This is a genomic window from Okeania sp. SIO3I5, from assembly GCF_010672085.1.
GTDB lineage: Bacteria > Cyanobacteriota > Cyanobacteriia > Cyanobacteriales > Microcoleaceae > Trichodesmium.
In genome coordinates this window covers 1,767-25,998 of record NZ_JAAHHT010000128.1, presented here as the reverse complement: position 1 = coordinate 25,998, position 24,232 = coordinate 1,767, and the positions used below count along the sequence as shown (strand labels likewise).

The 24,232-nt window shown below is 34.4% G+C and carries 27 protein-coding genes; 11 read left to right on the top strand and 16 right to left on the bottom strand.

The window, feature by feature from the left end; all coding sequences use genetic code 11:
• Nucleotides 1-153: 153 nt before the first annotated feature.
• Nucleotides 154-657, bottom strand: a complete 504-nt coding sequence (locus F6K40_RS24690) for a hypothetical protein (RefSeq protein WP_293139747.1) — start codon at nucleotides 655-657, stop codon at nucleotides 154-156.
• 168 nt (nucleotides 658-825) lie between these two features.
• Complete coding sequence (locus tag F6K40_RS24685) at nucleotides 826-1,491, bottom strand: class I SAM-dependent methyltransferase (protein ID WP_293139746.1); 666 nt, start codon at nucleotides 1,489-1,491, stop codon at nucleotides 826-828.
• Between the two features lie 296 nt (nucleotides 1,492-1,787).
• On the opposite strand from F6K40_RS24685, the gene F6K40_RS24680 reads away from it, so the two are divergent.
• Together F6K40_RS24680 and F6K40_RS24675 are read left to right on the top strand one after the other, a co-directional pair.
• A complete protein-coding gene (locus tag F6K40_RS24680; RefSeq protein WP_293139745.1) occupies nucleotides 1,788-3,659 on the top strand; it encodes a S9 family peptidase in 1,872 nt (623 codons plus the stop codon).
• A gap of 520 nt (nucleotides 3,660-4,179) precedes the next feature.
• Entirely contained in the window at nucleotides 4,180-4,392 is a 213-nt protein-coding gene (locus tag F6K40_RS24675) for a hypothetical protein (protein ID WP_293139744.1), read from the top strand.
• On the opposite strand, the gene F6K40_RS24670 is transcribed toward F6K40_RS24675, so the two are convergent.
• From F6K40_RS24670 to F6K40_RS24660, 3 genes are all read right to left on the bottom strand, one after another.
• The gene (locus F6K40_RS24670) at nucleotides 4,389-4,826 is read right to left on the bottom strand and encodes a putative toxin-antitoxin system toxin component, PIN family (protein ID WP_293139743.1); all 438 of its coding nucleotides are present in this window, start codon (nucleotides 4,824-4,826) and stop codon (nucleotides 4,389-4,391) included. The genes F6K40_RS24675 and F6K40_RS24670 overlap by 4 nt on opposite strands.
• Nucleotides 4,823-5,182, bottom strand: coding sequence for a hypothetical protein (locus F6K40_RS24665; RefSeq protein ID WP_293139742.1), 360 nt, complete (start codon nucleotides 5,180-5,182; stop codon nucleotides 4,823-4,825). Before F6K40_RS24665 ends, F6K40_RS24670 begins: the two co-directional genes overlap by 4 nt.
• Nucleotides 5,183-5,400: 218 nt before the next feature.
• Nucleotides 5,401-5,934, bottom strand: coding sequence for a helix-turn-helix domain-containing protein (locus F6K40_RS24660; RefSeq protein WP_293139741.1), 534 nt, complete (start codon nucleotides 5,932-5,934; stop codon nucleotides 5,401-5,403).
• A 193-nt stretch (nucleotides 5,935-6,127) separates the two neighbouring features.
• Here F6K40_RS24660 and F6K40_RS24655 point away from each other — a divergent pair, with 193 nt between their 5' ends.
• From F6K40_RS24655 to F6K40_RS24645, 3 genes are all read left to right on the top strand, one after another.
• A complete protein-coding gene (locus F6K40_RS24655; RefSeq protein ID WP_293139740.1) occupies nucleotides 6,128-6,565 on the top strand; it encodes a hypothetical protein in 438 nt (145 codons plus the stop codon).
• Between the two features lie 148 nt (nucleotides 6,566-6,713).
• Entirely contained in the window at nucleotides 6,714-6,935 is a 222-nt protein-coding gene (locus F6K40_RS24650; RefSeq protein WP_293139739.1) for a hypothetical protein, read from the top strand.
• Entirely contained in the window at nucleotides 6,932-7,351 is a 420-nt protein-coding gene (locus tag F6K40_RS24645; RefSeq protein WP_293139738.1) for a type II toxin-antitoxin system VapC family toxin, read from the top strand. The genes F6K40_RS24650 and F6K40_RS24645 overlap by 4 nt, the downstream gene beginning before the upstream one ends.
• A gap of 22 nt (nucleotides 7,352-7,373) precedes the next feature.
• Here F6K40_RS24645 and F6K40_RS24640 read toward each other — a convergent pair whose 3' ends face one another.
• Complete coding sequence (locus tag F6K40_RS24640; protein ID WP_293139737.1) at nucleotides 7,374-7,526, bottom strand: PIN domain-containing protein; 153 nt, start codon at nucleotides 7,524-7,526, stop codon at nucleotides 7,374-7,376.
• Nucleotides 7,523-7,723, bottom strand: a complete 201-nt coding sequence (locus tag F6K40_RS24635) for a type II toxin-antitoxin system VapB family antitoxin (RefSeq protein ID WP_293139736.1) — start codon at nucleotides 7,721-7,723, stop codon at nucleotides 7,523-7,525. Before F6K40_RS24635 ends, F6K40_RS24640 begins: the two co-directional genes overlap by 4 nt.
• A 239-nt stretch (nucleotides 7,724-7,962) precedes the next feature.
• Here F6K40_RS24635 and F6K40_RS24630 point away from each other — a divergent pair, with 239 nt between their 5' ends.
• Nucleotides 7,963-8,106 (top strand): hypothetical protein, encoded by a 144-nt coding sequence (locus tag F6K40_RS24630; RefSeq protein ID WP_293139735.1) that lies wholly within the window; start codon nucleotides 7,963-7,965, stop codon nucleotides 8,104-8,106.
• Nucleotides 8,107-8,254: 148 nt separating this feature from the next.
• Here the strand turns inward: F6K40_RS24630 and F6K40_RS24625 are convergent, their stop codons facing one another.
• The 6 genes from F6K40_RS24625 to F6K40_RS24600 all read right to left on the bottom strand — a co-directional run bounded on the left by F6K40_RS24625 (nucleotide 8,255) and on the right by F6K40_RS24600 (nucleotide 13,235).
• Nucleotides 8,255-8,539, bottom strand: coding sequence for a PIN domain-containing protein (locus F6K40_RS24625; protein WP_293139734.1), 285 nt, complete (start codon nucleotides 8,537-8,539; stop codon nucleotides 8,255-8,257).
• Between the two features lie 21 nt (nucleotides 8,540-8,560).
• The gene (locus F6K40_RS24620) at nucleotides 8,561-8,686 is read right to left on the bottom strand and encodes a PIN domain-containing protein (RefSeq protein ID WP_293139733.1); all 126 of its coding nucleotides are present in this window, start codon (nucleotides 8,684-8,686) and stop codon (nucleotides 8,561-8,563) included.
• A gap of 1 nt (nucleotide 8,687) precedes the next feature.
• A complete protein-coding gene (locus F6K40_RS24615) occupies nucleotides 8,688-8,936 on the bottom strand; it encodes a FitA-like ribbon-helix-helix domain-containing protein (RefSeq protein WP_293139732.1) in 249 nt (82 codons plus the stop codon).
• Nucleotides 8,937-9,009: 73 nt separating this feature from the next.
• Nucleotides 9,010-9,345 (bottom strand): XisI protein, encoded by a 336-nt coding sequence (locus F6K40_RS24610; protein ID WP_293139731.1) that lies wholly within the window; start codon nucleotides 9,343-9,345, stop codon nucleotides 9,010-9,012.
• Nucleotides 9,333-9,749 carry an element excision factor XisH family protein gene (locus tag F6K40_RS24605; RefSeq protein ID WP_293139730.1) on the bottom strand — a complete coding sequence of 139 codons (417 nt, stop codon included), beginning with the start codon at nucleotides 9,747-9,749 and terminating at the stop codon, nucleotides 9,333-9,335. The genes F6K40_RS24610 and F6K40_RS24605 overlap by 13 nt, the downstream gene beginning before the upstream one ends.
• A 561-nt stretch (nucleotides 9,750-10,310) precedes the next feature.
• Complete coding sequence (locus F6K40_RS24600; RefSeq protein ID WP_293139729.1) at nucleotides 10,311-13,235, bottom strand: calcium-translocating P-type ATPase, PMCA-type; 2,925 nt, start codon at nucleotides 13,233-13,235, stop codon at nucleotides 10,311-10,313.
• Between the two features lie 708 nt (nucleotides 13,236-13,943).
• On the opposite strand from F6K40_RS24600, the gene F6K40_RS24595 reads away from it, so the two are divergent.
• The 5 genes from F6K40_RS24595 to F6K40_RS24575 all read left to right on the top strand — a co-directional run bounded on the left by F6K40_RS24595 (nucleotide 13,944) and on the right by F6K40_RS24575 (nucleotide 22,029).
• Entirely contained in the window at nucleotides 13,944-17,708 is a 3,765-nt protein-coding gene (locus F6K40_RS24595; protein ID WP_293139728.1) for a hypothetical protein, read from the top strand.
• 64 nt (nucleotides 17,709-17,772) lie between these two features.
• Nucleotides 17,773-18,816, top strand: coding sequence for a trypsin-like peptidase domain-containing protein (locus F6K40_RS24590; RefSeq protein WP_293139727.1), 1,044 nt, complete (start codon nucleotides 17,773-17,775; stop codon nucleotides 18,814-18,816).
• 52 nt (nucleotides 18,817-18,868) lie between these two features.
• Complete coding sequence (locus tag F6K40_RS24585; RefSeq protein ID WP_293139726.1) at nucleotides 18,869-19,081, top strand: ribbon-helix-helix domain-containing protein; 213 nt, start codon at nucleotides 18,869-18,871, stop codon at nucleotides 19,079-19,081.
• Between the two features lie 75 nt (nucleotides 19,082-19,156).
• Nucleotides 19,157-19,567: a hypothetical protein gene (locus tag F6K40_RS24580; protein WP_293139725.1), complete on the top strand. Its 411-nt coding sequence runs from the start codon at nucleotides 19,157-19,159 to the stop codon at nucleotides 19,565-19,567.
• Between the two features lie 5 nt (nucleotides 19,568-19,572).
• A complete protein-coding gene (locus F6K40_RS24575) occupies nucleotides 19,573-22,029 on the top strand; it encodes an effector-associated domain EAD1-containing protein (RefSeq protein WP_293139724.1) in 2,457 nt (818 codons plus the stop codon).
• A gap of 10 nt (nucleotides 22,030-22,039) precedes the next feature.
• Here the strand turns inward: F6K40_RS24575 and F6K40_RS24570 are convergent, their stop codons facing one another.
• From F6K40_RS24570 to F6K40_RS24560, 3 genes are all read right to left on the bottom strand, one after another.
• Nucleotides 22,040-23,233, bottom strand: a complete 1,194-nt coding sequence (locus F6K40_RS24570) for a class I SAM-dependent methyltransferase (RefSeq protein WP_293139723.1) — start codon at nucleotides 23,231-23,233, stop codon at nucleotides 22,040-22,042.
• Nucleotides 23,234-23,266: 33 nt separating this feature from the next.
• On the bottom strand, nucleotides 23,267-23,479 hold the full coding sequence (locus tag F6K40_RS24565) for a hypothetical protein (RefSeq protein ID WP_293139722.1): 213 nt from the start codon (nucleotides 23,477-23,479) through the stop codon (nucleotides 23,267-23,269).
• A gap of 196 nt (nucleotides 23,480-23,675) precedes the next feature.
• Nucleotides 23,676-23,888, bottom strand: a complete 213-nt coding sequence (locus F6K40_RS24560; RefSeq protein WP_293139721.1) for a hypothetical protein — start codon at nucleotides 23,886-23,888, stop codon at nucleotides 23,676-23,678.
• Between the last annotated feature and the right edge of the window lie 344 nt (nucleotides 23,889-24,232).

Genomic DNA, 24,232 nt, shown 5'->3' with positions numbered 1-24,232 from the left:
AAGGGTTGTCAATTTATACGGAGTTTAATTCTCAATTAATTTGTTTGGTTGGGGAGCATGAGTTGTTGATTGAGAATCGGATTGAGCGGCTTTTATCGTTGTCTCGATTTGAAAAATATTTGGCTGCTGTAGAGGATTTGAAGTTTGGCTTGACTACGAAACTGATTGAGATTGAGGTGGTGCTTCCCGATAAGCTTCCTTTAACAAGTCTTTCACTGGTTCAACATCCGGGTTTTTGTCTATAAAGTTAGCAATAGTAAACTCCGAAGGGAATGGATTTTCAGCAATGAAGCGACGAAACAATGTATATGTATTGTATGGTAAATTAAGTCGTTGTATTTCTACCATCAGACGTGGGATATAGCTCTGATTCTGTGGTTCGTCTGGAAAATCAAAAGATTTTGAAAAGTCAGGTTCTACTGCTTCTACTGAATTTCTAGCTGCCTCTACCATAGATAGTATAGATGGATGTTGAATTTCACCATCTTGCTCTATCCATTTTAAAGTTAATCCTTGAAAAGCTTCATATAATGGCTGTGGAAATGGCTGTGGAGCATCAACCTGATAGGCAGGTTCCCCACGATTAATGCGATCGCAAATTTCTACAAGTCCCTTGCACAGATTGATCAATAAAATTTCATCTTCATTAAATTGCATATCTACACTAAATTACTTTGGGATTTATCACATTTTATTAGGTTTGTCAATAATTATTATATCTTGATAATTTTTGACTGACAAACTTTTCTTCAATAATTATACAATGCGTAAGGGCGAATGGCCATTCGCCCCTACAATATAGACTCTTATCTTTCTGGTTTGATATTAAACCTGACGATAAGCAATTACAACATAAAAAGGATCGCCTCCTCCTAAACCTAACATCTGCAAAAAACTAGGTACATTTGACTTTTGAGAAATTACCTCTACTTGACTAAAACCAGGAACACCATTAGCATTTTTTACAGACTCAAAATAACTTTTCACTAACTTTACTCTTCCCTCTTCCGAATTATCTCGCCAAGCAGCGATCGCCTTCTGAGCAAACATCCGATTAGAAAAACTAATAATTGCTATCCCACCAGGTTTAAGAATACGATGAATTTCATAAAATATGGCATCAGGATATTGCAAATATTGAATCGAAGCACAGTTGAGTACAGCATCAAAATCTTTGTCCGGGAAAGGTATTTTTAAATCCTGATTAAAATTTTGAACAAAGTAATGACTTAATTGACGATTTTTTGCCAACTCCTCCTCATTCATACCATGTCCTTCAACATGGGCAAATTCGATATCTTCCGGTAAATGAGAAATCCAACTACTCATCATATCTAAAATTCGAGTATGAGGTTGGAGGCGATCGCGATATAAATTGGTCAACTGATCAATAAATCCTTCATCCACATGGGTAACAAATCTGGGAAAAGAATAAAATAAGCGATCGTCAGAATCATCTAATTTTGTCCGTTGGTTAGCTTGTAATAACATAAAAAGTCAAGGTAGGTTTACACTACATATATTGTAGGTAAATATTACAAAATGTGCAGTAAACTTTAAAGGTAAAATATATTTAATACCAATTATCAAAAAGGATGCGTCAGGGCAAACTGCCGTTTGCCCCTACAATTCGTTTATACATAGGACTTACGCAAAGAAACCCGGTTTCTCGTAATATGTTTATTGTCAAAAACAACAATTTATCGTAGAAACCGGGTTTCTGGGTTCGCCTGCGTAAGTCCTGATACAAAAATAAACTTCGGTATTACTAATAACCGATAACTGAAATGACACAACTCCCACCTTTAATTCCCCGCGACATTTTATTCGGCAACCCCGAACGTACCAACCCAAAACTTTCCCCTGATGGTAAATATCTTGCCTACATCGCTCCAGATGAGAAAAACGTTTTGCAAGTATGGGTACGAACTGTAGATAAAGAAGACGATCGCCAAGTTACCGCCGACAAAAAACGAGGCATTCGGAGCTATCTTTGGACTTACAACCAAGACCAACTGATCTACCTCCAAGATGCTGACGGTGATGAAAACTTTCATCTCTATCAAGTAAATATTCAATCTAACATAGTGCGCGATCTGACTCCATTCCAAGGAGTTAAAGCAGACATAATAGATATAGATCGTAATTTTCCCGACCAAATATTGGTGGGAATGAACCTGGAAACCCCCCAAATATTCGATGTTTACCGCATCAACCTCAACAATGGTGCAGTAGAATTTGACACCGATAACCCAGGCAATATTGTTGGTTGGACTGCTGATGCTCAATTCAAAATTCGGGCAGCGATCGCTAGAAGTCAGGATGGAGGTTCCGACATCTTTTATCGGGAAACCACAGAAAAATCTTGGGAAACTATGCGCCACTGGGGACCAAATGAAGAGGGTAGTCCTGTTCTCTTCTCCGAAGATGGGAAAATTCTCTATATATCAGGTAATCACGATGCTAATGCTAAACGTCTACTTGCTCTAGACGTTGTTGCTCGTCAAGAAAAGGTGGTTGCTGAAGACTCCCAATATGACATTAGTGGTCTCATAATTCATCCGACTACTCGTACTATTGAAGCAGTAGGTTTCTACAAAGACAAGTTAGAATGGCAAATTTTAGACGATAGTCTTGTTGCAGATTTTGAATTCCTGAAATCTGCTCACAAAGGGGAGTTTCGCATCGTAGACCGCACGATCAACGACCTCAAGTGGTTAGTATCTTATTTCACTGATGACGGACCAGTTTATTATTATGCTTATGATCGCTCTGCCAAAACTACAACGTTTTTGTTTACGAACCAACCGAAACTAGAAGGTTTACAGTTAGCTCCTATGGAACCTGTTTCCTATACTGCTAGGGATGGTTTAACTATTCATGGATATTTAACTAAACCTGTGGGAGCTTCTACTTCAGGACCAGCAGTGCTTTTAGTTCATGGAGGACCTTGGGCGCGGGATACTTGGGGTTACAGACCGCAAGCTCAATGGTTAGCGAACCGGGGTTATGTGGTATTGCAAATTAATTTCCGGGGTTCAACTGGTTATGGTAAAGATTTTCTCAATGCTGGCAACCGGGAATGGGGCGCGAAAATGCACGACGATCTAATTGATGGAGTTAACTGGTTAGTTGAACAGGGTATTGCTGACAAAGAGAAAATTGCTATCATGGGTGGTTCTTATGGTGGTTATGCAACATTAGCTGGATTAACTTTTACTCCGGAAGTGTTTGCTGCTGGTGTAGATATTGTCGGACCGAGTAATTTGATTACTTTAATGGAAACTATTCCACCTTATTGGGAACCGTTGAAGAAAGTCTTTGGTCATCGTATGGGAGATATTGAAACAGAACCAGAATTTTTGAAGTCGCGATCGCCTCTGTTTTTTGTGGATAAAATTCAGAAACCTTTGTTAATAGGTCAAGGAGCGAATGATCCACGGGTGAAGGAGTCAGAAAGCGAGCAAATTGTGAAGGCAATGGAAGATGCTGGTAAACCTGTAAAATATGCTCTATATACAGATGAAGGACATGGTTTTGCTCGTCCAGAAAATCGTTTGCATTTTTACGCGATCGCTGAGGAATTCTTAGCAGAATATCTGGGTGGGAAATTTGAACCGGTGGGTTCTATAGAAGGTCACTCTGGTGTAGTTAAGTAAGATCATTTTTGATTGAATAGATATCTTTTATTTGGTTAGAACACAGTAGGGACGTTCCATGGAACGTCCCTACAAAGTTTTGTTTGTGATAATACGGCGATCGCTCCTCTAGCGTTTCCTGATGCTAAGATTTTAGTTGGGGAGTTGTTGCGATCTGTGGAGCAAGTTTAGGTAGAGATAAATGCTGGGCGATCGCTCCTAATATTAAACCTCTTGCAAAATTATTAATTAAACCAATTCAAAATATAAAATCAACAATTTTATCCCCACTATTCCCTATTCCCTATTCCCTATTCCCTATTCCCTATTCCCTGACTTCTGCAAGAAGTCTATAGTTTCTCATCTAATGATAAGTTATGGATAGATTTTTCTAATTCTAATAATTTTGGAGATATCATAATTAATAAAATCTGTTGAGGATTGTTTGACAAGAATTATAACATAAATAATTGTGATATTCGATTTTATTTATAGGTTAGTATACTATAATCATTGTCAATTGATTCAAAGCTGGAGAATTATGTTAATTGAGAAAATAATAGAAGAACTGCAAGATATCCCAGAGGAGAAACTATCAGAAATTTATGAGTTGATTCACGACTTCCGTTTACGGTTAAATCTAGAAAACCCCCAACCTCGGACTCCTGGACTCCTCACTGGAAAACTGGGGGAGCATTCTTTGAAACCCTACCCGAAAAGAAACTTCAACAACGGGAATGAGCTATCTGCTTAATTGTCGCTTAAATCTTCCCCAGTATTGATTACCAACTCCTGAAAAAGGGCAACGGAAATAATTGTAGTTGCAGGTAAAAGTGCCTGCATTTCTTCAAAGTCGTAGTCACCTGTAATTAAAAAATTAGCTTGACTGACAATTGCACAAGCTAAAAATTTTTCATCTTTACGATCTCTGGGAAAATTTACCTCAACTGCAACCTCAACTTTTGTAGTTGCTTCCTCAAGAATATTTAACCATTTTTGCTTAACAAGATCGGTTAATTTTTTTTGGAATTTTGGACGATTTAATACCTGTCGATATTCATTTAAAATCGGTTCTGAGACAATCCACTCCCAATCATCCTTTGCCATAATAAAATCAACAGTGTTTTCAGGTTTTCCATCGGCAATTATGGCAGAAACTAAAACATTTGTATCAATAATAATCTTCATTCTTCCCTTCTGAATGCATCAATTTCTGCTGCAATCTCAGCTTCAGATAGAGGATTATCTGCGTATAGTTCTTGAACTTCTCTACACAAGTTCCTAAACCTTTGAGCTAGAGCAGCTTTTTTAGGATTGAAAGTTTGGTTGTTATTCGACTCCTTAATTTTTTTTAGATTTTCTTCTAGTAAATTTTGAGCTACTTCTCCTTCTACGATAGAAATATCTATGCTATCTCTATCGGGGGTTTTATCTACTTTTTTAATGCTAATAAAGTCACCTTCTCTTGTAACTTCAACTTCATCTAGACCAGTCAAAAAAGATGGGGGAATGATCAAACCATTTTCATTGACTTTTAATCTCATTAATATCTCCTTTTAATTGTTGATGTTCATATCCTCAATAGTAAAACTAATTATATTAGCTTTACAAGATTATTTTAACATGGTTAGGTAATTGTTGCGACTTGTGGAGCGGAATAGATATTGTTGGGAAATTTGAGTAGTGATGGGAGGCGATCGCTAAACTTTTCTCAATCATAATACTAGCGAAATTTATAGTTATATCTAAATAATATACAATTTTACTCCATTAGTTGTTGTACTTCATTTAATGGTAAATCTACTGCTTCAGCAATTTGTTGTGCTGTTAAACCAAGTTTGATTAATTTAGAGACTGTATTTAATTTATTTGTATGCAAGACATTTTCAGCGATGGGTTGGCAGAAAGTAGCGTTTTTATCATCTGATTTTTCGTTGACAAAATCCCTATTTTTTAGTTCTGTTGTTTCGGGATTATTGCATAGATTAATATTACCAATTTGTACTGGATTAACAATAATTTGATGTTGAGAATTTGTGAACCCTAAACGTTCAACTTTAGCGACAAAATTCGACTTATTTAACCTCTCTCCAAAAACCTCTGATAAAAGTTGCCAGAGTTCGTATCCTTCATCTTTGACATGACCATTAGAACATTTATATTGTTCTGCAATTTCTCTGTATTTTTCATTATTCAGAACACCCTTTAAAATTCCCATTTGTAGATTATTTAGGTGTCTTCCCGTTTGCTGAAAGACCAACTCATCAATTGAATTTAAAACTGTTTGCCAGTCCATTATCTTAACAATTAATTTTTCCGAAAAGCTTATCCGCTATTATCCTTCATTATCCGTCTTTTTTAGATTTTTTTAACAAAATCCCCGTTTTTATCCGTCCTTTTCCGACTTGTAGATATGAAAATGAGCGAATTAGAATTGTATTAGATGCCTAATTATAGGGCAAAAAGAGTAAACAAATTAAGGTAGTAAGATGTCAAAAATCATTACAGAATTTATTAACTCAACAAAAAAAAGCTTGGTTCGTTCTTTAGCTTTAACTGTTGCTGCTACATCTGCTGTAACTTTATTATCAGCAACTTCTACGAATGCTCAAGGCGGTCCTTTGCAAGGAAGAATAATTTCTCTCTATGAATGTACAGAAAATTATGGTGTTTTGAAAGGTCATAGACTAGCCGTTGCTAAAGTATACGATGACAGAAGTGGTAGAGAACCAAGCACTCTTGTCATCTACTCTACTCATCCTTCTCATGGTCTTGACCGACCAGAATTTTTAGAAATGGCTAAAGATAGCAGAGACAATAGAAAGTATTTAGACTTTTACTGGAGTGAGCAAAAAGGTAGTAATGTTTGTGGAGTCTCAAGACCCGAGCGTTATCATTTCTTGAGAAATATGCGCTATAGTCGCTAAAGTTTTAAAGGTTGTAGGTTGGGTTGAGGTAACGAAACCCAACACAAATAATTTTTTCTAAAACCCTGTCTCTAAATCTATTTTTATTTATTGGTTATAAGTGCTATAATTGAACCAGAACTTGCTGTATATTTAAGAAGTTAACTTTATGTTAGTAAAAGGAATTAAAAAAGGAAAAATTATCGAGTTATTAGAGGAAGTAAATTTACCAGATAACCAAGAAATTTTAATAGAAATTAAAGAAGTTAATGATTTTTGGTCAGCCTATCAAAAATTTAGGGCAAAAATAGAACGAGAAGGAATTACTTTTGATGATAATACTTTTGATAACTTACGAGATAAGTCACCAGGGAGAGAAGTTGATTTATGAATTTAAAGTATTTGCTAGACACTAATATAATTTCTGAGTCTATGCGTCCTTCTCCTCATCCTCAAGTTGTTAATAAATTTAGAATCAATAAATTAAAAATTTGTACAGCTACAGTAGTTATTCACGAATTGTTATATGGTTGCTGGCGTTTACCAGAATCAAAGAAACGTAATTTTTTTGAGGAATATATCAACGATCTGATTTTAAATATCCCTGTATTTAATTATGATTTAAAATCGGCACAATACCATGCAAAAGAGAGAACTAGATTATCTAAGATAGGTAAAACTGCTAGTTTTATTGATAGTCAAATTGCCTCTATTGCTGCTACTAACAATCTAATTTTAGTAACTAACAATGTAGTTGACTTTGAAAATTTTGAAGATTTAAAACTAGAAAACTGGTTTGTTGAATAAAAGTGCAATCGAATTTATTCTATTAACTATAGTAATCCTTACGAGTTACTCCCAGTAAAACGACTCGTCCATGTATAATCAAATTTCGCAATTTATTAATGATAGAAATTACATCATTTGGTGTATTGCGTCGCAGTGCAAGAGACCAAATAGAAGTATCAACTACAACATTCATATTTTTTGTCTTTGTTGCTTATAATTATAATTTTCTTCATAGTCGATAGTACCAAATAATTCTAATACCTTCAGTTGTTGGCGACGTTGAATATATTCATGCAAAGCTGCTTCTATCAATAGATTTACTGTTGAATTATCGCTCAAAGCTAGAGCTTCCTTAAGGAGTTTTTTGTCAATATTAATATTAGTTACCATATATTTATTTTGTAGTAATTTGTGATTAAATTATTATAATAAAAAAACTGTCACAAGTGTTATCATTTAACAAATTCAGGACTTACGCACAGGCACTACATAAAGTGTGATGGTGCGTTACTAAGCGCGCTTTTTCCTGACGGAATTCTCCGCAAACATGTCCGCTCTTAGCGGAAACACACCCTACTAATAGCGTTCATGTGTAAGTCCTAAAATTAATTAATTATCGAAAAAAACCGATGGCTGAAATTACTATAGACGAGACTAAACTAAAAGAATTGCTGAAAGTAGCAATTATTGAATTACTGGAAGAACAAAAAGAAGAATTTTCAGAAATTTTAGCAGAAACCTTAGAAGATATTTTGATAAAAAAAGCAATTTAAGAAGGTGAAAATAGCGAACCAGTTAGCCAAGAATAAATCTTCAAAATCCTCAATAAAAAACTATGAATATTGAGTTGAGAAAGAGTTGTGAAAAATATTTGTTAAATTGTGTTGATATTGATTATTAGTATACTATTATTTAAAATAATCAGGACTTAGGCAAATTCTTATACAACAGGCTATTCCTCGGAGGGCGAATGCCATTCGCCCCTACAGATGGTCTATATTTTCTTATGTTGCGTAAGTCCTGATAATCATTTTTTTCAATAAAGTAATTATGAATGAATCCAAATTTTCGTCTTCTTTTAGCGGTAATTTCACCAAAAGCAATTGCTGCTGTTTCATCAAAAGGCAAAACTCTTCCACCGAAATCTTCAGCAAACATTAATTGAGCTGCTTGAGTCAGTTCATTTTGACGTTTTCCAACTGGCAATAAGGCAATCCCATATAAAATTTAAGCTTCAGTAATAGTCGTTGTAAAAAGATTATTTATTGGTCTTGCTGCAACCCATTGACGAACTACTGATGAACCTTGAGGTTTCATTAGTTCGGACACTACATTAGTATCAAGTACAATCATATTAATCCTCAAAATTGGGAAGTTCGCGTAGGGGATCTCTGGATATAATTGGGATTTCAAAATCTCCAAAATGGGAAAAACGTTGCTCTATTTTTGCAGCAAGATTTAAAGACTGTTCTTCGTTTTCTATTAATACTACACGGAGAATTTCTTTAGCTTCTGCTTCAAGAGAACGTCCACTATATTCTGCTCGTTTTTGTAACCTAAATATAAGGTCATCATCCAGGTTTTCGATTATGATACTGCTCATCTTCCTTGTTGTTTTTAGTTATTCTCTAATAATTCATTATACTTCATTGCCAAAGTTAAGACTAAATATTGATTTAAGCTACTGAAAAATCAGTTAAATGCCGATTTTTTGGACGAATAAATCCCAAAACAATATCTTCTTTAGGAATCTCCAATTCTAAAAGTTCTAAAGCAATTCCTCCTTCAGTTCCATCTGACTCTATCCAGATTTTTTCTCCTACAATTCTTAGATGCAAAACAACAGCATGAACTCGCCCTGTTTCATCCCATCCTGTATCTATTAACAAGTAATTATCGGTTATTGAATCGCAAATAAATAGTGCTTCAATATTTCCATGACTGGGTTTATATTGGGCGTGTTTTTGAATAATTTGGGTAATAATTTTTCGGTAAAGTTCTAATTTAGCCATTGAATAATTACCTCCCTATCTGGATTAAAAATTAACAAATAAATTGTTTGATCGTTGACAATATCTTGAATTGCAGGTTGTTGAAAAAAATCTTGGTAAACCTCTTCAGGAATTGCTAAATATAATTTTCGTTCTGGGTTGAGACGACGTAATATACTTCGATACATATTATATTGACCAATTGCTTTTTGCAGTTCAGTTACTTGTGAAGGACTATTAAAAACTTTAATTTCTACGGCAATTTTCTGTTCAGCTCTTTCAGCAGCTAATAGTTTTTCCGCACCTAAATCTGCATATAAACGCAATACTTTAGAATATAAAGTATAAGGGTCGTCTGTGATAGTCCAGCCATCTTTCCTCAATCCATTCTTAACTTCGTTGTGATACAGATCGTACTGTGGCATTATCTAAATTGAGATTGGGATTTCTTGAAAATAGAGGATTCAAAAATAATTCTTCTGCTCATTGCAAATTTTATAAATTTACTTCAACTAAATTTTGGCGTTATTTGACATTTTCAATTACTTTTAATAATCTATTTTTGTTGCGTTCTGACTTTAAAAGATAATCTGTTTCATCAAACTATAAAACAACTATCTCAATTTCTTTTTCTCCAAATTTAGCTTGAATTTATTGCAGAAAATGATGGTCGATTTCACTAACTTTTAAACGATAAACTGTTGACATGATTTTTACCTGTTTTTGTTTATATAGCAAAATGAAATGATTCGTGAAAAAAACTGTAGGGGTTAGGTCTCCAAATCCCATTTTCACTAAAGTAAATAGAAACCGGGTTTATGAACCAAATTTCCTAGTTTTAACAACAATATCAGGGCAATAAACCCGGTTTCTTTCTTGGTTTGCCTAAGTTCTGTTTGCGCTCTAGAAACCGGGTTTGTATTAAATACTCCACCATACTATATCTACCTCCCATAAACCCGGTTTCTTATTACGCTTCAAACTTTTTAAGAAACCTTAAACCGCATTTGAATCATCCGCCAAATTTCTCCAACCCACAATACAATAGAAGTACCGCCAATAATTATTAACCAATCTCTTAAAGATAAAGGAACTGTTCTAAACACATCTCCTCCATATTGAACCATCACAATTTGTCCTACGAAAATCAATGCAGCGATCGCTACAAAACTGCCATTTTTACTAATACTAGAAAATGCAGATTCCTTTAAACCAAAACATTTGGCATTAAACATATTCCAAAACTGCAACATCACAAATGTAGAGAAAAATAGAGATAGTTCGTAAGGAGTTACTACCCGATCTTTTTGGATATATAGCAAGAAACCTACAAAAAATACCAAGAAGATTGATGCTACTGAAAAAATACTCACAGTCATTGGTTGAGAAATAATAAACTCTTCGGGATTTCTCGGTGCTTTCTCCATGACTTTTTCATTAGGTGGTTCCGTTGCTAAAGCTAATGCAGCAAAAGTATCCATAATCAAATTCACCCACAATAATTGAATCACAGTAAATGGCAAATTAATTCCAATAAACGGACCTAATAAAGCTATCCCACAAGCAGCAACATTTATTGTTAACTGAAACAGGATAAACTTTTGAATGTTTTGGTAAAGCGATCGCCCCCACATTACTGCATTTTCGATACTGCCAAAAGAGTCATTCAAAATGATAATATCGCTTGCTTCCTTGGCAACAGAAGTACCACTTCCCATTGACAAACCTACCTGCGCTTGATTTAATGCAGGCGCATCGTTGGTGCCATCACCCGTAACTGCTACCACTTCCCCACTTGCTTGTAATAACTGCACAATACGTTGCTTATCCTGGGGACGCGCTCTGGCAATCACTTTTACTTTTTGCACCATTGCTAAAGCTGCTTGATCATCCAGATCGCGGAGTTTATTACCAGTGATACACAAATCATTAGGATCATCCTCAGTCATAATACCAATTTCCTGAGCAATTTCCATTGCAGTCAAACGACTATCTCCAGTAATCATCTTTACTTTCACACCAGCTTTTTGACATATCTCTACTGCTGGTGGTACTTCTTCTCGGACTGGATCGGCGATCGCTACAAAACCTAGCAAAATCAAATCCTGATATTGTTGAAGTTCTTTTCCTTGTTGATAATCTTGAGGTTCGCGAATATAAGCAAATCCCAAAGTCCGTCTACCAATAGTTTCATACTTATTTAACTCTGCTGCGATGGATACTCTTGTAGAATCTGCAAACGGTTTCACACCCTCCGACGTGAGAATTTGATTACAATTTGCTAGCAGTAGTTCTGGCGCACCTTTAATATGCAGTATTTTTTCCCCTGTAGCGGGAGAAACTCCCATAGTTGCCATGTACTTTCTGTCTGAGGAAAAAGTTAACTGACTGATAATGTCAAAATTTTCTCGTTTATCAATATAGTCAATTTTGTTTTCTTCTAACCACAATAGCAACGCTGCTTCTGTATGATCTCCCAAAGGAATAGATTCTTCCCCTTTTCTGTGTTCTAAATTAGCTGTACTATTGGCACAGATAGCTTCAACTATAATATTGTCAGCATTGAGAGTGCCATTCTCGAAACTAGGAAACTGTACATCACTCACCTGCATTTTGTTCTCCGTCAAAGTACCTGTTTTATCAGAACAAATCACAGTTGTGGCACCGATAGTTTCGCAAGCGTGCATCCTGCGAACTAGATTATTCTGTTGAGTCATCTTCTGCATACTGTAGGCAAGACTGAGCGTAACACTTAGAGCTAATCCTTCGGGTACGGCAACAACGATGACTGCAACTGCAACCATAAAATATGTGAGGAATTTGAGGGCGATATCCACGGTTATCCAGTTAGCAGGAGAAGTGGGAATCCATCCCAAATAGTAACCGACTCCGATACCGATGCCAGATATTGCTAGAGCGATCGAAATATTTTTTAACCAGGCAACTGCGCTATCATCTTCTAACCATTCAGGTACTTCTATTTCTTTGCCTATTGATTCTAATCCGTCGATGATTATTGGCAACCAGACTCTAGTTAGGGCGATCGCTAAACCAATGACTAGGATGCTAACAATATACCATTGTCCCAAAGTGAGATTGAGTTCTCCTGTGAGGATACCTCTTGCGACTAAGGCGATATCAATTAAGACTGCTATCCCTAAACCGAGGATACCAATCAAATTACTCAGACGTTCTAGTTGGAGATTTAGAGGCGTTTCTACATCAGTAATATCAAGAACGCATCTAGCAGTTTTACCAATTTCTGTCTCATCCCCAACCGCTGTGATCTCGATGATTCCATGTCCATCATTGACTATAGTATCACGCAAGACTTGGTTGGGAGAATAAGCGTACTTAGTATGATTATTAGAAGATAAATTTGCATCTGCTGTTTTGGTAACAGGTATTGCTTCACCCGTTAAACTTGCTTCATTTACTTGTAGAGAAACTGCTTCTATTACTCTACCATCTGCTGGTATTTCATCTCCTGTTTCTATCAGTACAAAATCCCCTATTACTAAGTCTTTTTTCGGAACAGTTGTCACATTATTATCCCGAATTACTGTGATAGGAATTTCATCATTTACTTGATTCAAAATATCGAATTCTTGATTGGCTTTATATTCATTAAAAAAAGCAACAGTTGTAGCTAAAAGGATAGCAGCAATAATACCTAAACCTTCTACATAATTACCTTGAAAAATTCCGACTGTAATGGCAATAACTGCAGCTATAATTAAAATCCGAATTACTGGATCATCAAACTTTTCTAACCATAATTTCCACCAAGGCGATCGCTTAGGTGGTGTTAATAAATTAGAGCCGTATTTTTGCCGACTTGCCTCAACCTCAGTCTGTGTGAGTCCTCGGTGACGGCTGTGTTTTTGCCCTATTTCTTGAGTAGTTTTCACTGATTAATCTCCTTTCCAAAATTTGCATTGGTGGGTATTATGATAATTTTAGTATGTTATGGTTTTTTTTGAACTTTATTAATATATCTTAAATATGTAATTTTGTCTATAAGTATTTATAAGTGGAAAAATTAAGTATATTTTGTTGAAACTTTTCAGGTATAAAAAATTGGCGATCGAGAAGTTATTTGAGTTGTTAGTTATTCGTAGCGATCGCTTAATTCAGAAGTTTTAAATACTGAGATTTATTTTTTTATTTCCTTAAAAGAGGAGGCTTAATATCTTATTTTTTAGTTATACTATAATTGATGTTGCTAAATAGTTATATTATTTTTGAATAAAATATTGATTAAATGTTGAGAAAAGAATCAAACCAGGAGGGAATTTTACAGATAATCTCTACTATTTGAAAGGAATGATTAGTGACATTTGTAGAGGCATTTATCCAGATAAACACTGGTGACGGTAGAGGAAAATAGGATTATCATTATCCTGAACCAAAGTCTTTAATAAATTTTGGAGAAGTCCTAATGTTTAAAACTGGCTTCAGATTTGATTTTCAGATTCTTAATTTTCACTCTTACCAAGGTGTACTTACTTATTTGACATGGGATATTTGTTATAATTAGGAGCAAAAAGACAAAATTAATAGCCAGGACAAAAGCATCTAGAATATCTAGAATTTAATTGTATTACATATTGCAGATTATGGATATTGAAGACATTAAGAATGATCATCCAATTGGTACTAAAGTTTTTATAGAGACGGTATCAGGGAAAGAATTTTATGGCACTCTAGTTGGTATCCGCAAGTCAAGTGTTCTGCTTTATTTGCCAGATGACAGAAAGAAGTCTATTAATGTTGCGTCTATCGAGTCCATTGAAGAACAAACTACAGACTCTCTAATTCAAGAAACGGACTTAGAGAAAAATTCATCCACTCCTTCATTGTCACTAACAGAGTCAGAGACTTTTATCCCTACTCCCTCAACAGAGTCAGAGGAAAATTCACCCACTCCTTCACCCCCAGTAACAGAATCAGAGACTTTTATCCCTACTCCCTCAACAGAGTCAGAAGAAAATGTCTCAAATAAGCATAATTATTCTATTGAAGTCATCAATAAGGTAGAAGAAATTAATGCTAGTTTCAAAGAGGAAATTCTACAGGTAAAACTTGAGCCATTACCACCTAAGTTATCTCTACCAAGTAATCTATCATCTCTTAGCAAGAAGAATAAAAGGAAATTTCAAAAAGAAAGGAAATTTCAAAGAGAATGGATTAGGCTTGAGGAAGAATATAATCGTGCTAAAACAAATAATGAATTCCAACCTTTAAAGTCAATTATTAGTGGATATGAAAGGATTATTAGTGATTATCCAAAATTATCATCAGCTGCTAGGTTTAATATAGGTTGTTTGTATCTAGAACTGAATCAATTTGATGATGCTAAAAAAATTTTTGAAGGAGAAAGAGCTGGTTCTTTCAGACCAGAAGGATTTTACAATTTGGCAGTATATGCTCTAGATAAAGAAGAGATAGATAAGGCTCAATGTTTATACTCATTGCAAGAGTTTTTTAAACAAGCTCTATTAGTCGATCACCGGCCTGCTTGGTACAAGTGTTTGGAGTTAGCTATAGATTTACGAAAAGTTGATGTACTTCTATTTTTACTGAAACAAAAGTTACAAAAGAAAAAGAATTATGATGTGCCATTAATTTTGGATAGCTTTGTGTTTTACTTAAAAGAAAATCAGCAAGATGATTATGCTAATAAATTAACACAAATCATTTTAGAAAATAGCGAAGATTTTAAAATTGCCGTAGAAGAAATTGAGTTAATTATTTCTGAATTGTTAGATGAACCAGTACCTCCACCTGTTTCTTTTCCAGCTACAACCCTAAGTAGTTTTTTGAAATTTTATCTGGAAAACTGTGATTATGTAGGCGTAGAAGCAGCGAAAAAACAATCAAAAATTTTCACACTAAAAGACGTAGAACAACTGGTAATGTATGCTGACAAAGTATTAGGTACAAAGCGACTTCGTGAACGAGCAAGTTACTATCTATCTGCTGCTAAGGTTCTGATAGATTTGGGAAGTGAAGCAGAAGAAAAACAACGTCCTAGAGTACATTTAAGAAACTTCTGTTCTGTCATGGGAGATGCTTGTATTGCAGAGAAACAAGATAATGATATTGTTCGTAGTTATTATGCAGAAGCTTTTTTAATTGCACAAAAGTCGCAGTGGGTATCACAACTAGACTCGAAACTGTCTCAATATATTATGCTTTTTTATTACTCAAGTTCTGATGAACTTTTAAAACCAAAACTACCAACTATAGAATCTTGTCTCAAAGAAGCTATCAGCATGAATTTAGGCAAGTTAGTTATTGAAGGATTGTTATATCTTTCCTGGTTAAATCATGAAGTAGGTCGTGTTCTAATCAATAAAATTCACCTCGACAGAAATTTACGGGAATTAGTACAAAATTTATGTTATGAAATTCTAGGAGAAAAAGGTAGAACGAGTACGGATAGAAATACTTTTGTAAAGCTATGGGGACGTGGGCAAGAATTGATGGGTCGCCAACATCAAGAAATAGTCGATGAATTAGCAGCTTTAGATTCATTAGCAAATAATTTAGATGATTTACCAGAGCAAATCAAAAAAATACAAGAACTGAGAGAAAAATTCAGATTAGAGTTGGATAAAAAACGTCTTGATAAGATTAAGAAGATTGTAACTGAAATGCACAATTATAGTCAGCAGCAATCTTATACTGAACAAGAGCGTTATAGGGTAATTATTAACAATAATATTACACAATTAACCCAAGAAATAGAACAAAGTCCAACACAAGATTCTTGGAAGTTTTTATTTCCCTACTTAAGTTCTCTAGAGATAACAATTAATCAACATTTTCAAAAAATACAACAAGCAGCAGAGCCAGAAAGCTTAAAGACTAAACCCTCTACTTATTTACCAGATACTGAAGATTTAGACTGTCAAATTACTATCTATAATGAATCTGGCAAGAGTCCAGCAAGTGGTATCAAAATTGAAGTTCTAGAGTCTCCAACACAAGAATATGAACCTAAAGAAAAATCTATTTCTATTATGAAAGCTTTACCTGGTGGAGAATCTATCACTCGTCAAATTCCAGTTAAAATAACTAAAATAGCTCAAGAAGCTAAAGTCTTTACTCTCCATTATGAGTTATCTTATACCACAAGAGCTGGAAGACATATTACAAGAAAACATAAAGAGTCTATTCAACTGTATTCAGCAAAAGATTTCCAAGAAATTAATAATCCTTACGGTTCATACGCTCAAGGTAACATTGTTAGAGATGAGAAAATGTTTTATGGTAGAGACCAATTGATTAATAACTTAATTTCGTCTATTCGTAATCCTAATTCAGCCAAAAACTTCCTTATTTATGGGCAAAAACGTACTGGTAAATCATCAATACTTTACCACTTAGAACAAAAATTGAAGCCACAAATAATTCCTGTTCGTTTTAGTATTGGTGGTATGAATAATTTCTCAGATGCTACTTTCCTTTATATAATTATTAAGGAAATAGCAAAAGCTTTTGATGAGTTAACTGAAGAAGGTTATCCAAGTATTGATGTTCAACGGCCAGACCTAGAAAAATTTCAAGATTACCCTAAAATTATATTTGAAGATTATATGTCTAAATTGGGGAAAAATTTAAGGAAAAGAGATAAGTACTGCAACACAATAATTATGCTACTTATTGATGAATTTTCTTATATCTACGGTGAGATTCAGAAAGGCAATGTTCCAAGTTCATTCATGCAATCTTGGAAAGCATTGTTAGAAGAAAACTACTTTGGAATAGTATTAGTAGGACAAGACTATATGCCTCTCTTTATTAAGAGGTTTCCCAATGAATTTTCTATTATGGAGAGTCAGCGTATTTCTTACCTAGAAAAAGACTCTGCTCGCAATCTAATTATTGATCCCATTCGCACAAAGGAAGGAAAAAGTCGTTATACAGAAGAAGCAGTTAATAAATTAATAGATTTGACAGCAGGAAGTCCTTTTTATATTCAAATTTTCTGTAACCGCTTAGTTAATTATATGAATCGCAAAAAAATTATGTATGTGACTGATGCTGACATAGAAAGAGTGAAAGAGGGATTAATTACAGGGAATAATTCACTTAACAGTGCAGCTTTTGATAATTTAACCAGTGCGGGTGACGAACATACTGACAAGATTTCCAAGGAAGATGCAGAGGCAGTATTGCTTGATATTGCTAAAGAAACGCGCCTACAACCTTATTGCAATCGCTCATCCATTACCACTGAGACATCAAAATCTTCTATTTCTATAGATGAGGTTTTAAAAGATTTGGAAACTAGAGAAGTAATAGAAAAACAGGGTACTTCTGGATACCGCATTAAAGTCGGTTTGTTTAAAGAGTGGTTGCTAGTGCATCAATAAATTTCCAACTCTCGGAAAAGGATGATTATCAAATTCAAATTCAATCATAAAGGAGTAACAAAGAATGAATCTAATTTTATCCCGCAGTGAACGCAAGAAACTATCTGAAGCTTTAGTTGATGCCTTTAGACGTTATAACAAATTGAAGATAATGGTTAGCTATCAGTTAGATGAAAATCTAGATGCGATTGTAGAAAAAGGTCCCCTTAATGAAGTTGCTTTCAATTTGGTTGACTGGGCAGGAGAGCAAAACAAACTAGAGCAACTTATTATAGGCGCTCGTAAAGAAAATTCTGGTAATTACAAGTTACAAGAGTTCTACGAAATTATATTTCAAAGGTGGTTTATTGTTAATCCTCGGATGACACCAAGCGAACAAAAGATTTTTCCCGATCTTAAGTTAGCAGAAATTATAGAGGAAGTTGAATTACAGACATTTTTGCAACCCGAACCAAAATGGTTGGATGTTGGTTTCTTACAGCAAGCGCTTGCACAAACAGCGTCCGTCTGTCGGGTGGAAATTCCTTCAAAGGGTATTAAGGGAACAGGGGTATTAATTACGGAGCAGTTAGTTTTGACGAATTATCACGTTCTTGAGTATCAGGAAAATGATGTTCTGGAAGCTAATGCACTGGATGTCACTTTACGTTTCGGTTGTTTCACAGGAGAAGATGGTAAGGAAACAGAAGGCAAGTGTTTCTCATTAGACAGGCAAAAAGCGATCGTGTGTTCTAGTCATTGGCGAGAACTAGATTATGTTTTGTTGCAAGTTGATGGGAGTATTTGTGGTGAAAAGAAACTCAAACCTGTTAACTGGGAAACCAATAGTTATTTAGCACCCCGAATGGGACTTCATTTGTTGCAGCATCCTGAAGGAGACTCGATGAAATTATCTATTAGTCACGATGGCATAACCGGGGTTTATCCCCAGAGGGGTTTAGTGCAGTATGTTAACCAGAGCGCTGTAGGTTCGAGCGGTTCCCCTTGCTTTGATGAAAATTGGAAATTGGTAGCGCTACATCATGCTACTAAGTCTAAGTATTTTGGAGCTATCCGCGAAGGAATTTTGTGGAGTTCTATTTATCAAGAAATCAGGTCTTTTTTGTAAACAAAATCCTGAATAAAGTATAGAATTAAATATAGTTTATTTTTTCAATTAAATGATGAATATTATTTTAAGTCCCGAACAAGAAAAATTTATTCAATCCCAAATTGCTAAGGGAAGATATACTAATCTTCAACAGGCGATCGATGTCGCTTTAAAACTATTAGAAAAACAAGAACAAGATTATCAAGAATGGCTTGATGAAACTCGTGATCAAGTTAAAGTAGGTTTAGAACAATTAGAAAGGGGTGAAAAAGTTGATAGATAAATTATTATTGCACAATTACAGCAAAAATTTAAGCGGTTATGATTTGGTACACCTAATTAATTAATAAAAGTAAAAATGAGTCGTCGAATTATTGAAACAAAATTACAAGCCTCAAATTCTGCAACTGAAGTTGATAGTTATTTTGAGAAAATAATGAAGTATATTCCCTCAGAAATTGTGGGAGCTTGGATTGCTATTCAGGGAATAGCTGAAAGTACGAATAATCAAAATCCTATTTTTTTATGGGGAATAATTATTTTTCTGGCAATTCTCACATTTTTTTATATTAAAAAACGAACAGATGAGGAGAATAAAAAAACTGCTCTGAAACAAACAATTATATCTGTTATTGCATTTGCGATTTGGGCATTTGCTATTGGAGGCGAACCTTTTGAATCTTTAAGTTTTTATAATTCTGGCTTGGGTTCAATTCTGCTGATTATTTATACTGTAACTATTCCCGTTATACCTCTAAATCACGATTAATTTTAGTGCTTATTTTTTCAACAATGGAACTACCTGATAATCTAAAAAAGAGATTCTATAATGCTTTACTTGATGCATATCGAAGTCGGACAGAATTAAAGCGAATGGTTGATTTTGAACTAAAGGAAAATTTGAGGTCTATTGCTGGGGAAGGAACACTGAAAGAAGTGGTTTATGAATTAATAGACTCATTTGATGAAAAAGGACAATTAGAAAAGCTGCTTGAAGGAGCTTATAAAGATCGTCCAGAACATCAAGACTTAAAATCAATTTACCAAGAATTTTTACTTTCTCAACCTGATAGCATTATTTCCCTCGAAGAAAATAACAAACCACAGAGTATAGTCGAAGAAAACTCTGATGAAAACCAGAATAATTCAAATTTAATTTCTATTCTTACAAATTTTTATGAAAATTTATTTTTACGCCTTACGAGGGAAATTTTACTTGAAAAGTATCCTCCTAGAAAGGATAATATTCCTACAATTGTCGAATTTATTGAACAGTTAAATCAAGCTAAAGATGTAGATGAATATGATAAAACTAAGATTCAACAATTGCCAGAAAGTATCACTGATGAAAAAAATACAAAGTTGTCAGCTTCTGTTTTGAAAGAAAACTCTACTAACAAAAATGAAGAATATCAGAAACCAGAATGTGCTAATTTCAAAAAAATTGACAACCCATATAGTCGGTATGCTAAAGGTAGCATTGTTGAAGATAAGAGAATGTTCTATGGTAGAGATGAGTTTATTGATAATTTGATTTCATCTATTTGTAATTCTCCTTCAGCAAAAAATTTCGTTATCTATGGGCAAAAAAACATTGGTAAATCTTCAATACTTTACCACTTAGAACAAAAATTGAAGCCACAAATAATTCCTGTTCGTTTTAGTATGAGAGGTATGGATAATTTGTCAGATGCTACTTTTCTTTACATAATTATTTATGAGATTTTCAAAGCTTTTCATAAATTAGCTGAACAAGGTTATCCAAGTCTTACTGTTCAATTTCCAGACGTCAAAAAAATGCAATATAATCCTCAAATTACATTTGAAGATTATATGTATGACTTGTCGAAAAAACTGAGAAAAATACATGAGTATCGCAACGCAAAATTAATGCTACTCATTGATGATTTTTCTTATATCTATGGTCAAATTCAGAAAGGATTTATTTCAGAGAATTTCATGCAATTTTGGAAAGCATTGTTAGAAAACAAAAACAAATACTTTGGAACAGTATTAGTTGTACAAGGTTATATGCCTAAATTTATTAATAGCTTTCCTAATGAATTTTCTATGATGGATCCTAGGCGAATTTCCTACCTAGAAGAAAACTATGCTCGGAATTTAATTGTTAATCCTATTCTTACAGAGAAAGGAGAAAGTCGTTATCAAGAAAAAGCTGTAAATAAATTAATAGAATTAACAGCAGGAATTCCCTACTATATTCAGATTTTCTGTAACCGTTTGGTTGATTATATGAATCGCGAAAAAATTATGTATGTGACTAATACTGATATAGAAAGAGTAAAAGAAGAATTAATTACAGGACATAATTCACTTGAAAGTGCAGCTTTTGATAATTTAATCAGTGCAGGAGACGAGAATACTGACGATATTTCCAAGGAAGATATAGAGGCAGTATTGCGGGATATTGCCAAGAAAACGAAACAAAAAGATTATTGCGATCGCTCATCTATTACCACCAAGACATTAATTCCTGTAGATGAGATTTTGAAAGATTTAGAAACCAGAGAAGTAATAAAAAACCAGGGTAATTCCTATAAAATAAAAGTTGGTTTATTTAAAGAATGGTTGTCAGCACATTTGATTAAAATAGATTCAAATAATTCTTTTGAAGAATCGATTGTTTTGATTACCAGTTCTTATAATAAAAGAGCAAATGTGATTGGCACTGGATTTGCTTTTTATCGAGAAGAAAATATTACTTATCTACTTACCTGCGCCCATGTTGTTGAAGATATGGGCGGTGAAAATAATGTATTAGTAAATGATTTTCCCGCAGAAATTATAACAAAAGGAGATATTAGAGGTTTTGATTTAGCAGTTTTGCGAGTAGCAGAACTTAACCATATTCCCTTGTTAAAATTAACTATTTTATCTCCACAAACGGAAAAAGATTTAAACATTAAAATCTGCGGTAATTATCTTTACAGTGAAGAGAAAAAAATATTGCGTGAGACAGTCGAAGGAATAATAGAAACTTCTCAAAAAACCGTGGTAATTCAATCTACAGAAAAAGCCACTGTTTGGAAATTACAAATACAAAAAGGACGACTACGAGGAGGTTATAGTGGCGCCCCTGTTGTTGACTCAGAAACAAGTTTAGTTTTAGGCATAACTACTAATATGGAAAACAGTGGAGAGCGAGGAACAGCAATATCCATAGAAGCTTTAAGAAAGATTTGGCCGGAAATACCTCTTGAGGATATTTAACTTCTTAAATTTATCTCATTGGAGGCATACTTAAACCTTTCAAAATCTCCTTTTTTTCCTCTTCAGTTAAACCTTTACTCTGCACTAAAACTCCAAAATTTCCTAACCCCATTGGATCTATTAATGAATGTAATACCTCCCTACGTCGGAAAACTTCCTCAATAGAAAACCCTTGATTATTTGATAGTTCATTTAATCTATCTCCTAAACCTAACGCCATTAAAAATAAACCTTGTTGAGTCAAACCTAGAATTTCTAATCCACACAAATTTCCCTGTTTTTCCAAAGCAGTAAAATCAACATGAGCAGTAATATCTTGTCGCCCAATATTCCAATAAGGGTCATTATTTCGGTGATGTTGATAATAACATTGTAGAGTTCCTTCTCTTCTAACGGGATTATAATAACGTGCTGCTTGATAACCATAATCAATTGTTAATAAATAACCTTTCAGCAAGCGATCGCTAAGAATTTTTATCCAATCTAAAGCTTGTAAATTTACTTCACTTTGATAACCATCAACATTAGGAAATGACAGTAAATCTATATCTACTAATTTAAAATATTCAGCAATCTCAGGAGTTGAAATTTTATCAGTTATTTCTACAAACTTTCCCTGAGAGTCAGAGGTGACGTAAATTTCTCGAAATTCCCGATTTTCTATTCTAAATTTATGCACTGGAAAAGCATCTACCAACTCATTAGAAAAGAAACAACCTGTAATAGAATTATGGGAAATTTCATCCCAGTCACTCCAGCGCACTTGATACGACTTTAACCTTTGTTTTTGTTCAGCTTTTAAAACTTCCGATTTTTCTACAATCAGATATTCAATTATTTGGAAAAAATCTAAATGTGTTTGTTTGAGATAACCTAAAATTTGCTCCGCTAAAATTCCTTTACCAGCACCCATTTCTACCAGAGTAAAATTATTAGGTCTTTGGAAAATATGCCACATTTGTAGAAATTGTTCTGCTAATAATTCTCCAAAGTCACTACCCCAATGAGGGGAGGTTAAAAAGTCTCCTTGTTTGCCAATATTTACAGGATGAGTTGCATAATAACCATATTGGGGATGGTATAAAACTAAATCCATATATTTTGCAAAGGTAATCCGTTGTTCGGGAATTTCAGCAATACTTTGACGGATTATTTCACACAAACTTTCGTTATTATTGTTGATTGTTAATTGGGGTTGATTCATAAATTTAAGGAAGAAGTGAGAAGAAAGAAGTAATTAGGGAAAAAAATCCTGCCATCTCTTGTTGCTAGACACGGTCCGAGTCGATCTTTTTCTCTCCATATCTTTGCCATTGATAATTTTCTCCAGGCAATCTTTTTTTGACTCTCTTTCCAGAATAAGTCGGAAAGACTCAGGTAGAAAATTTCGGGTTTCTCTTGTTGCTAGACACGGTCCGAGTCGATCTTTTTCTCTCCATATCTTTGCCATTGATAATTTTCTCCAGGTAATATTATTTTGACTCTCTTTCCAGAATAAGTCGGAAAGAATCAGGTAGAAAATTTCTGCCATCTCTTGTTGCTAGACACGGTCCGAGTCGATCTTTTTCTCTCCATATCTTTGCCATTGATAATTTTCTCCAGGCAATCTTTTTTTGACTCTCTTTCCGAAATTAAGTCGGAAAGACTCAGGCAGAAAAATTCTGGTTTCTCTTGTTGCTAGACACGGTCCGAGTCGATCTTTTTCTCTCCATATCTTTGCCATTGATAATTTTCTCCAGGCAATCTTTTTTTGACTCTCTTTCCAGAATAAGTCGGAAAGAATCAGGTAGAAAATTTCGGGTTTCTCTTGTTGCTAGACACGGTCCGAGTCGATCTTTTTCTCTCCATATCTTTGCCATTGATAATTTTCTCCAGGTAATATTATTTTGACTCTCTTTCCAGAATAAGTCGGAAAGAATCAGGTAGAAAATTTCTGCCATCTCTTGTTGCTAGACACGGTCCGAGTCGATCTTTTTCTCTCCATATCTTTGCCATTGATAATTTTCTCCAGGCAATCTTTTTTTGACTCTCTTTCCGAAATTAAGTCGGAAAGACTCAGGCAGAAAAATTCTGGTTTCTCTTGTTGCTAGACACGGTCCGAGTCGATCTTTTTCTCTCCATATCTTTGCCATTGATAATTTTCTCCAGGCAATCTTTTTTTGACTCTCTTTCCAGAATAAGTCGGAAAGAATCAGGTAGAAAA

What these genes read in the sequence shown, in the direction of transcription:
- F6K40_RS24690 (WP_293139747.1), bottom strand. Translation starts at nt 657, where the DNA reads ATGCAATTTAATGAAGATGAAATTTTATTGATCAATCTGTGCAAGGGA.
- F6K40_RS24685 (WP_293139746.1), bottom strand. Translation starts at nt 1,491, where the DNA reads ATGTTATTACAAGCTAACCAACGGACAAAATTAGATGATTCTGACGAT.
- F6K40_RS24680 (WP_293139745.1), top strand. Translation starts at nt 1,788, where the DNA reads ATGACACAACTCCCACCTTTAATTCCCCGCGACATTTTATTCGGCAAC.
- F6K40_RS24675 (WP_293139744.1), top strand. Translation starts at nt 4,180, where the DNA reads ATGTTAATTGAGAAAATAATAGAAGAACTGCAAGATATCCCAGAGGAG.
- F6K40_RS24670 (WP_293139743.1), bottom strand. Translation starts at nt 4,826, where the DNA reads ATGAAGATTATTATTGATACAAATGTTTTAGTTTCTGCCATAATTGCC.
- F6K40_RS24665 (WP_293139742.1), bottom strand. Translation starts at nt 5,182, where the DNA reads ATGAGATTAAAAGTCAATGAAAATGGTTTGATCATTCCCCCATCTTTT.
- F6K40_RS24660 (WP_293139741.1), bottom strand. Translation starts at nt 5,934, where the DNA reads ATGGACTGGCAAACAGTTTTAAATTCAATTGATGAGTTGGTCTTTCAG.
- F6K40_RS24655 (WP_293139740.1), top strand. Translation starts at nt 6,128, where the DNA reads ATGTCAAAAATCATTACAGAATTTATTAACTCAACAAAAAAAAGCTTG.
- F6K40_RS24650 (WP_293139739.1), top strand. Translation starts at nt 6,714, where the DNA reads ATGTTAGTAAAAGGAATTAAAAAAGGAAAAATTATCGAGTTATTAGAG.
- F6K40_RS24645 (WP_293139738.1), top strand. Translation starts at nt 6,932, where the DNA reads ATGAATTTAAAGTATTTGCTAGACACTAATATAATTTCTGAGTCTATG.
- F6K40_RS24640 (WP_293139737.1), bottom strand. Translation starts at nt 7,526, where the DNA reads ATGAATGTTGTAGTTGATACTTCTATTTGGTCTCTTGCACTGCGACGC.
- F6K40_RS24635 (WP_293139736.1), bottom strand. Translation starts at nt 7,723, where the DNA reads ATGGTAACTAATATTAATATTGACAAAAAACTCCTTAAGGAAGCTCTA.
- F6K40_RS24630 (WP_293139735.1), top strand. Translation starts at nt 7,963, where the DNA reads ATGGCTGAAATTACTATAGACGAGACTAAACTAAAAGAATTGCTGAAA.
- F6K40_RS24620 (WP_293139733.1), bottom strand. Translation starts at nt 8,686, where the DNA reads ATGATTGTACTTGATACTAATGTAGTGTCCGAACTAATGAAACCTCAA.
- F6K40_RS24615 (WP_293139732.1), bottom strand. Translation starts at nt 8,936, where the DNA reads ATGAGCAGTATCATAATCGAAAACCTGGATGATGACCTTATATTTAGG.
- F6K40_RS24610 (WP_293139731.1), bottom strand. Translation starts at nt 9,345, where the DNA reads ATGGCTAAATTAGAACTTTACCGAAAAATTATTACCCAAATTATTCAA.
- F6K40_RS24605 (WP_293139730.1), bottom strand. Translation starts at nt 9,749, where the DNA reads ATGCCACAGTACGATCTGTATCACAACGAAGTTAAGAATGGATTGAGG.
- F6K40_RS24595 (WP_293139728.1), top strand. Translation starts at nt 13,944, where the DNA reads ATGGATATTGAAGACATTAAGAATGATCATCCAATTGGTACTAAAGTT.
- F6K40_RS24590 (WP_293139727.1), top strand. Translation starts at nt 17,773, where the DNA reads ATGAATCTAATTTTATCCCGCAGTGAACGCAAGAAACTATCTGAAGCT.
- F6K40_RS24585 (WP_293139726.1), top strand. Translation starts at nt 18,869, where the DNA reads ATGATGAATATTATTTTAAGTCCCGAACAAGAAAAATTTATTCAATCC.
- F6K40_RS24580 (WP_293139725.1), top strand. Translation starts at nt 19,157, where the DNA reads ATGAGTCGTCGAATTATTGAAACAAAATTACAAGCCTCAAATTCTGCA.
- F6K40_RS24570 (WP_293139723.1), bottom strand. Translation starts at nt 23,233, where the DNA reads ATGAATCAACCCCAATTAACAATCAACAATAATAACGAAAGTTTGTGT.
- F6K40_RS24565 (WP_293139722.1), bottom strand. Translation starts at nt 23,479, where the DNA reads ATGGCAAAGATATGGAGAGAAAAAGATCGACTCGGACCGTGTCTAGCA.
- F6K40_RS24560 (WP_293139721.1), bottom strand. Translation starts at nt 23,888, where the DNA reads ATGGCAAAGATATGGAGAGAAAAAGATCGACTCGGACCGTGTCTAGCA.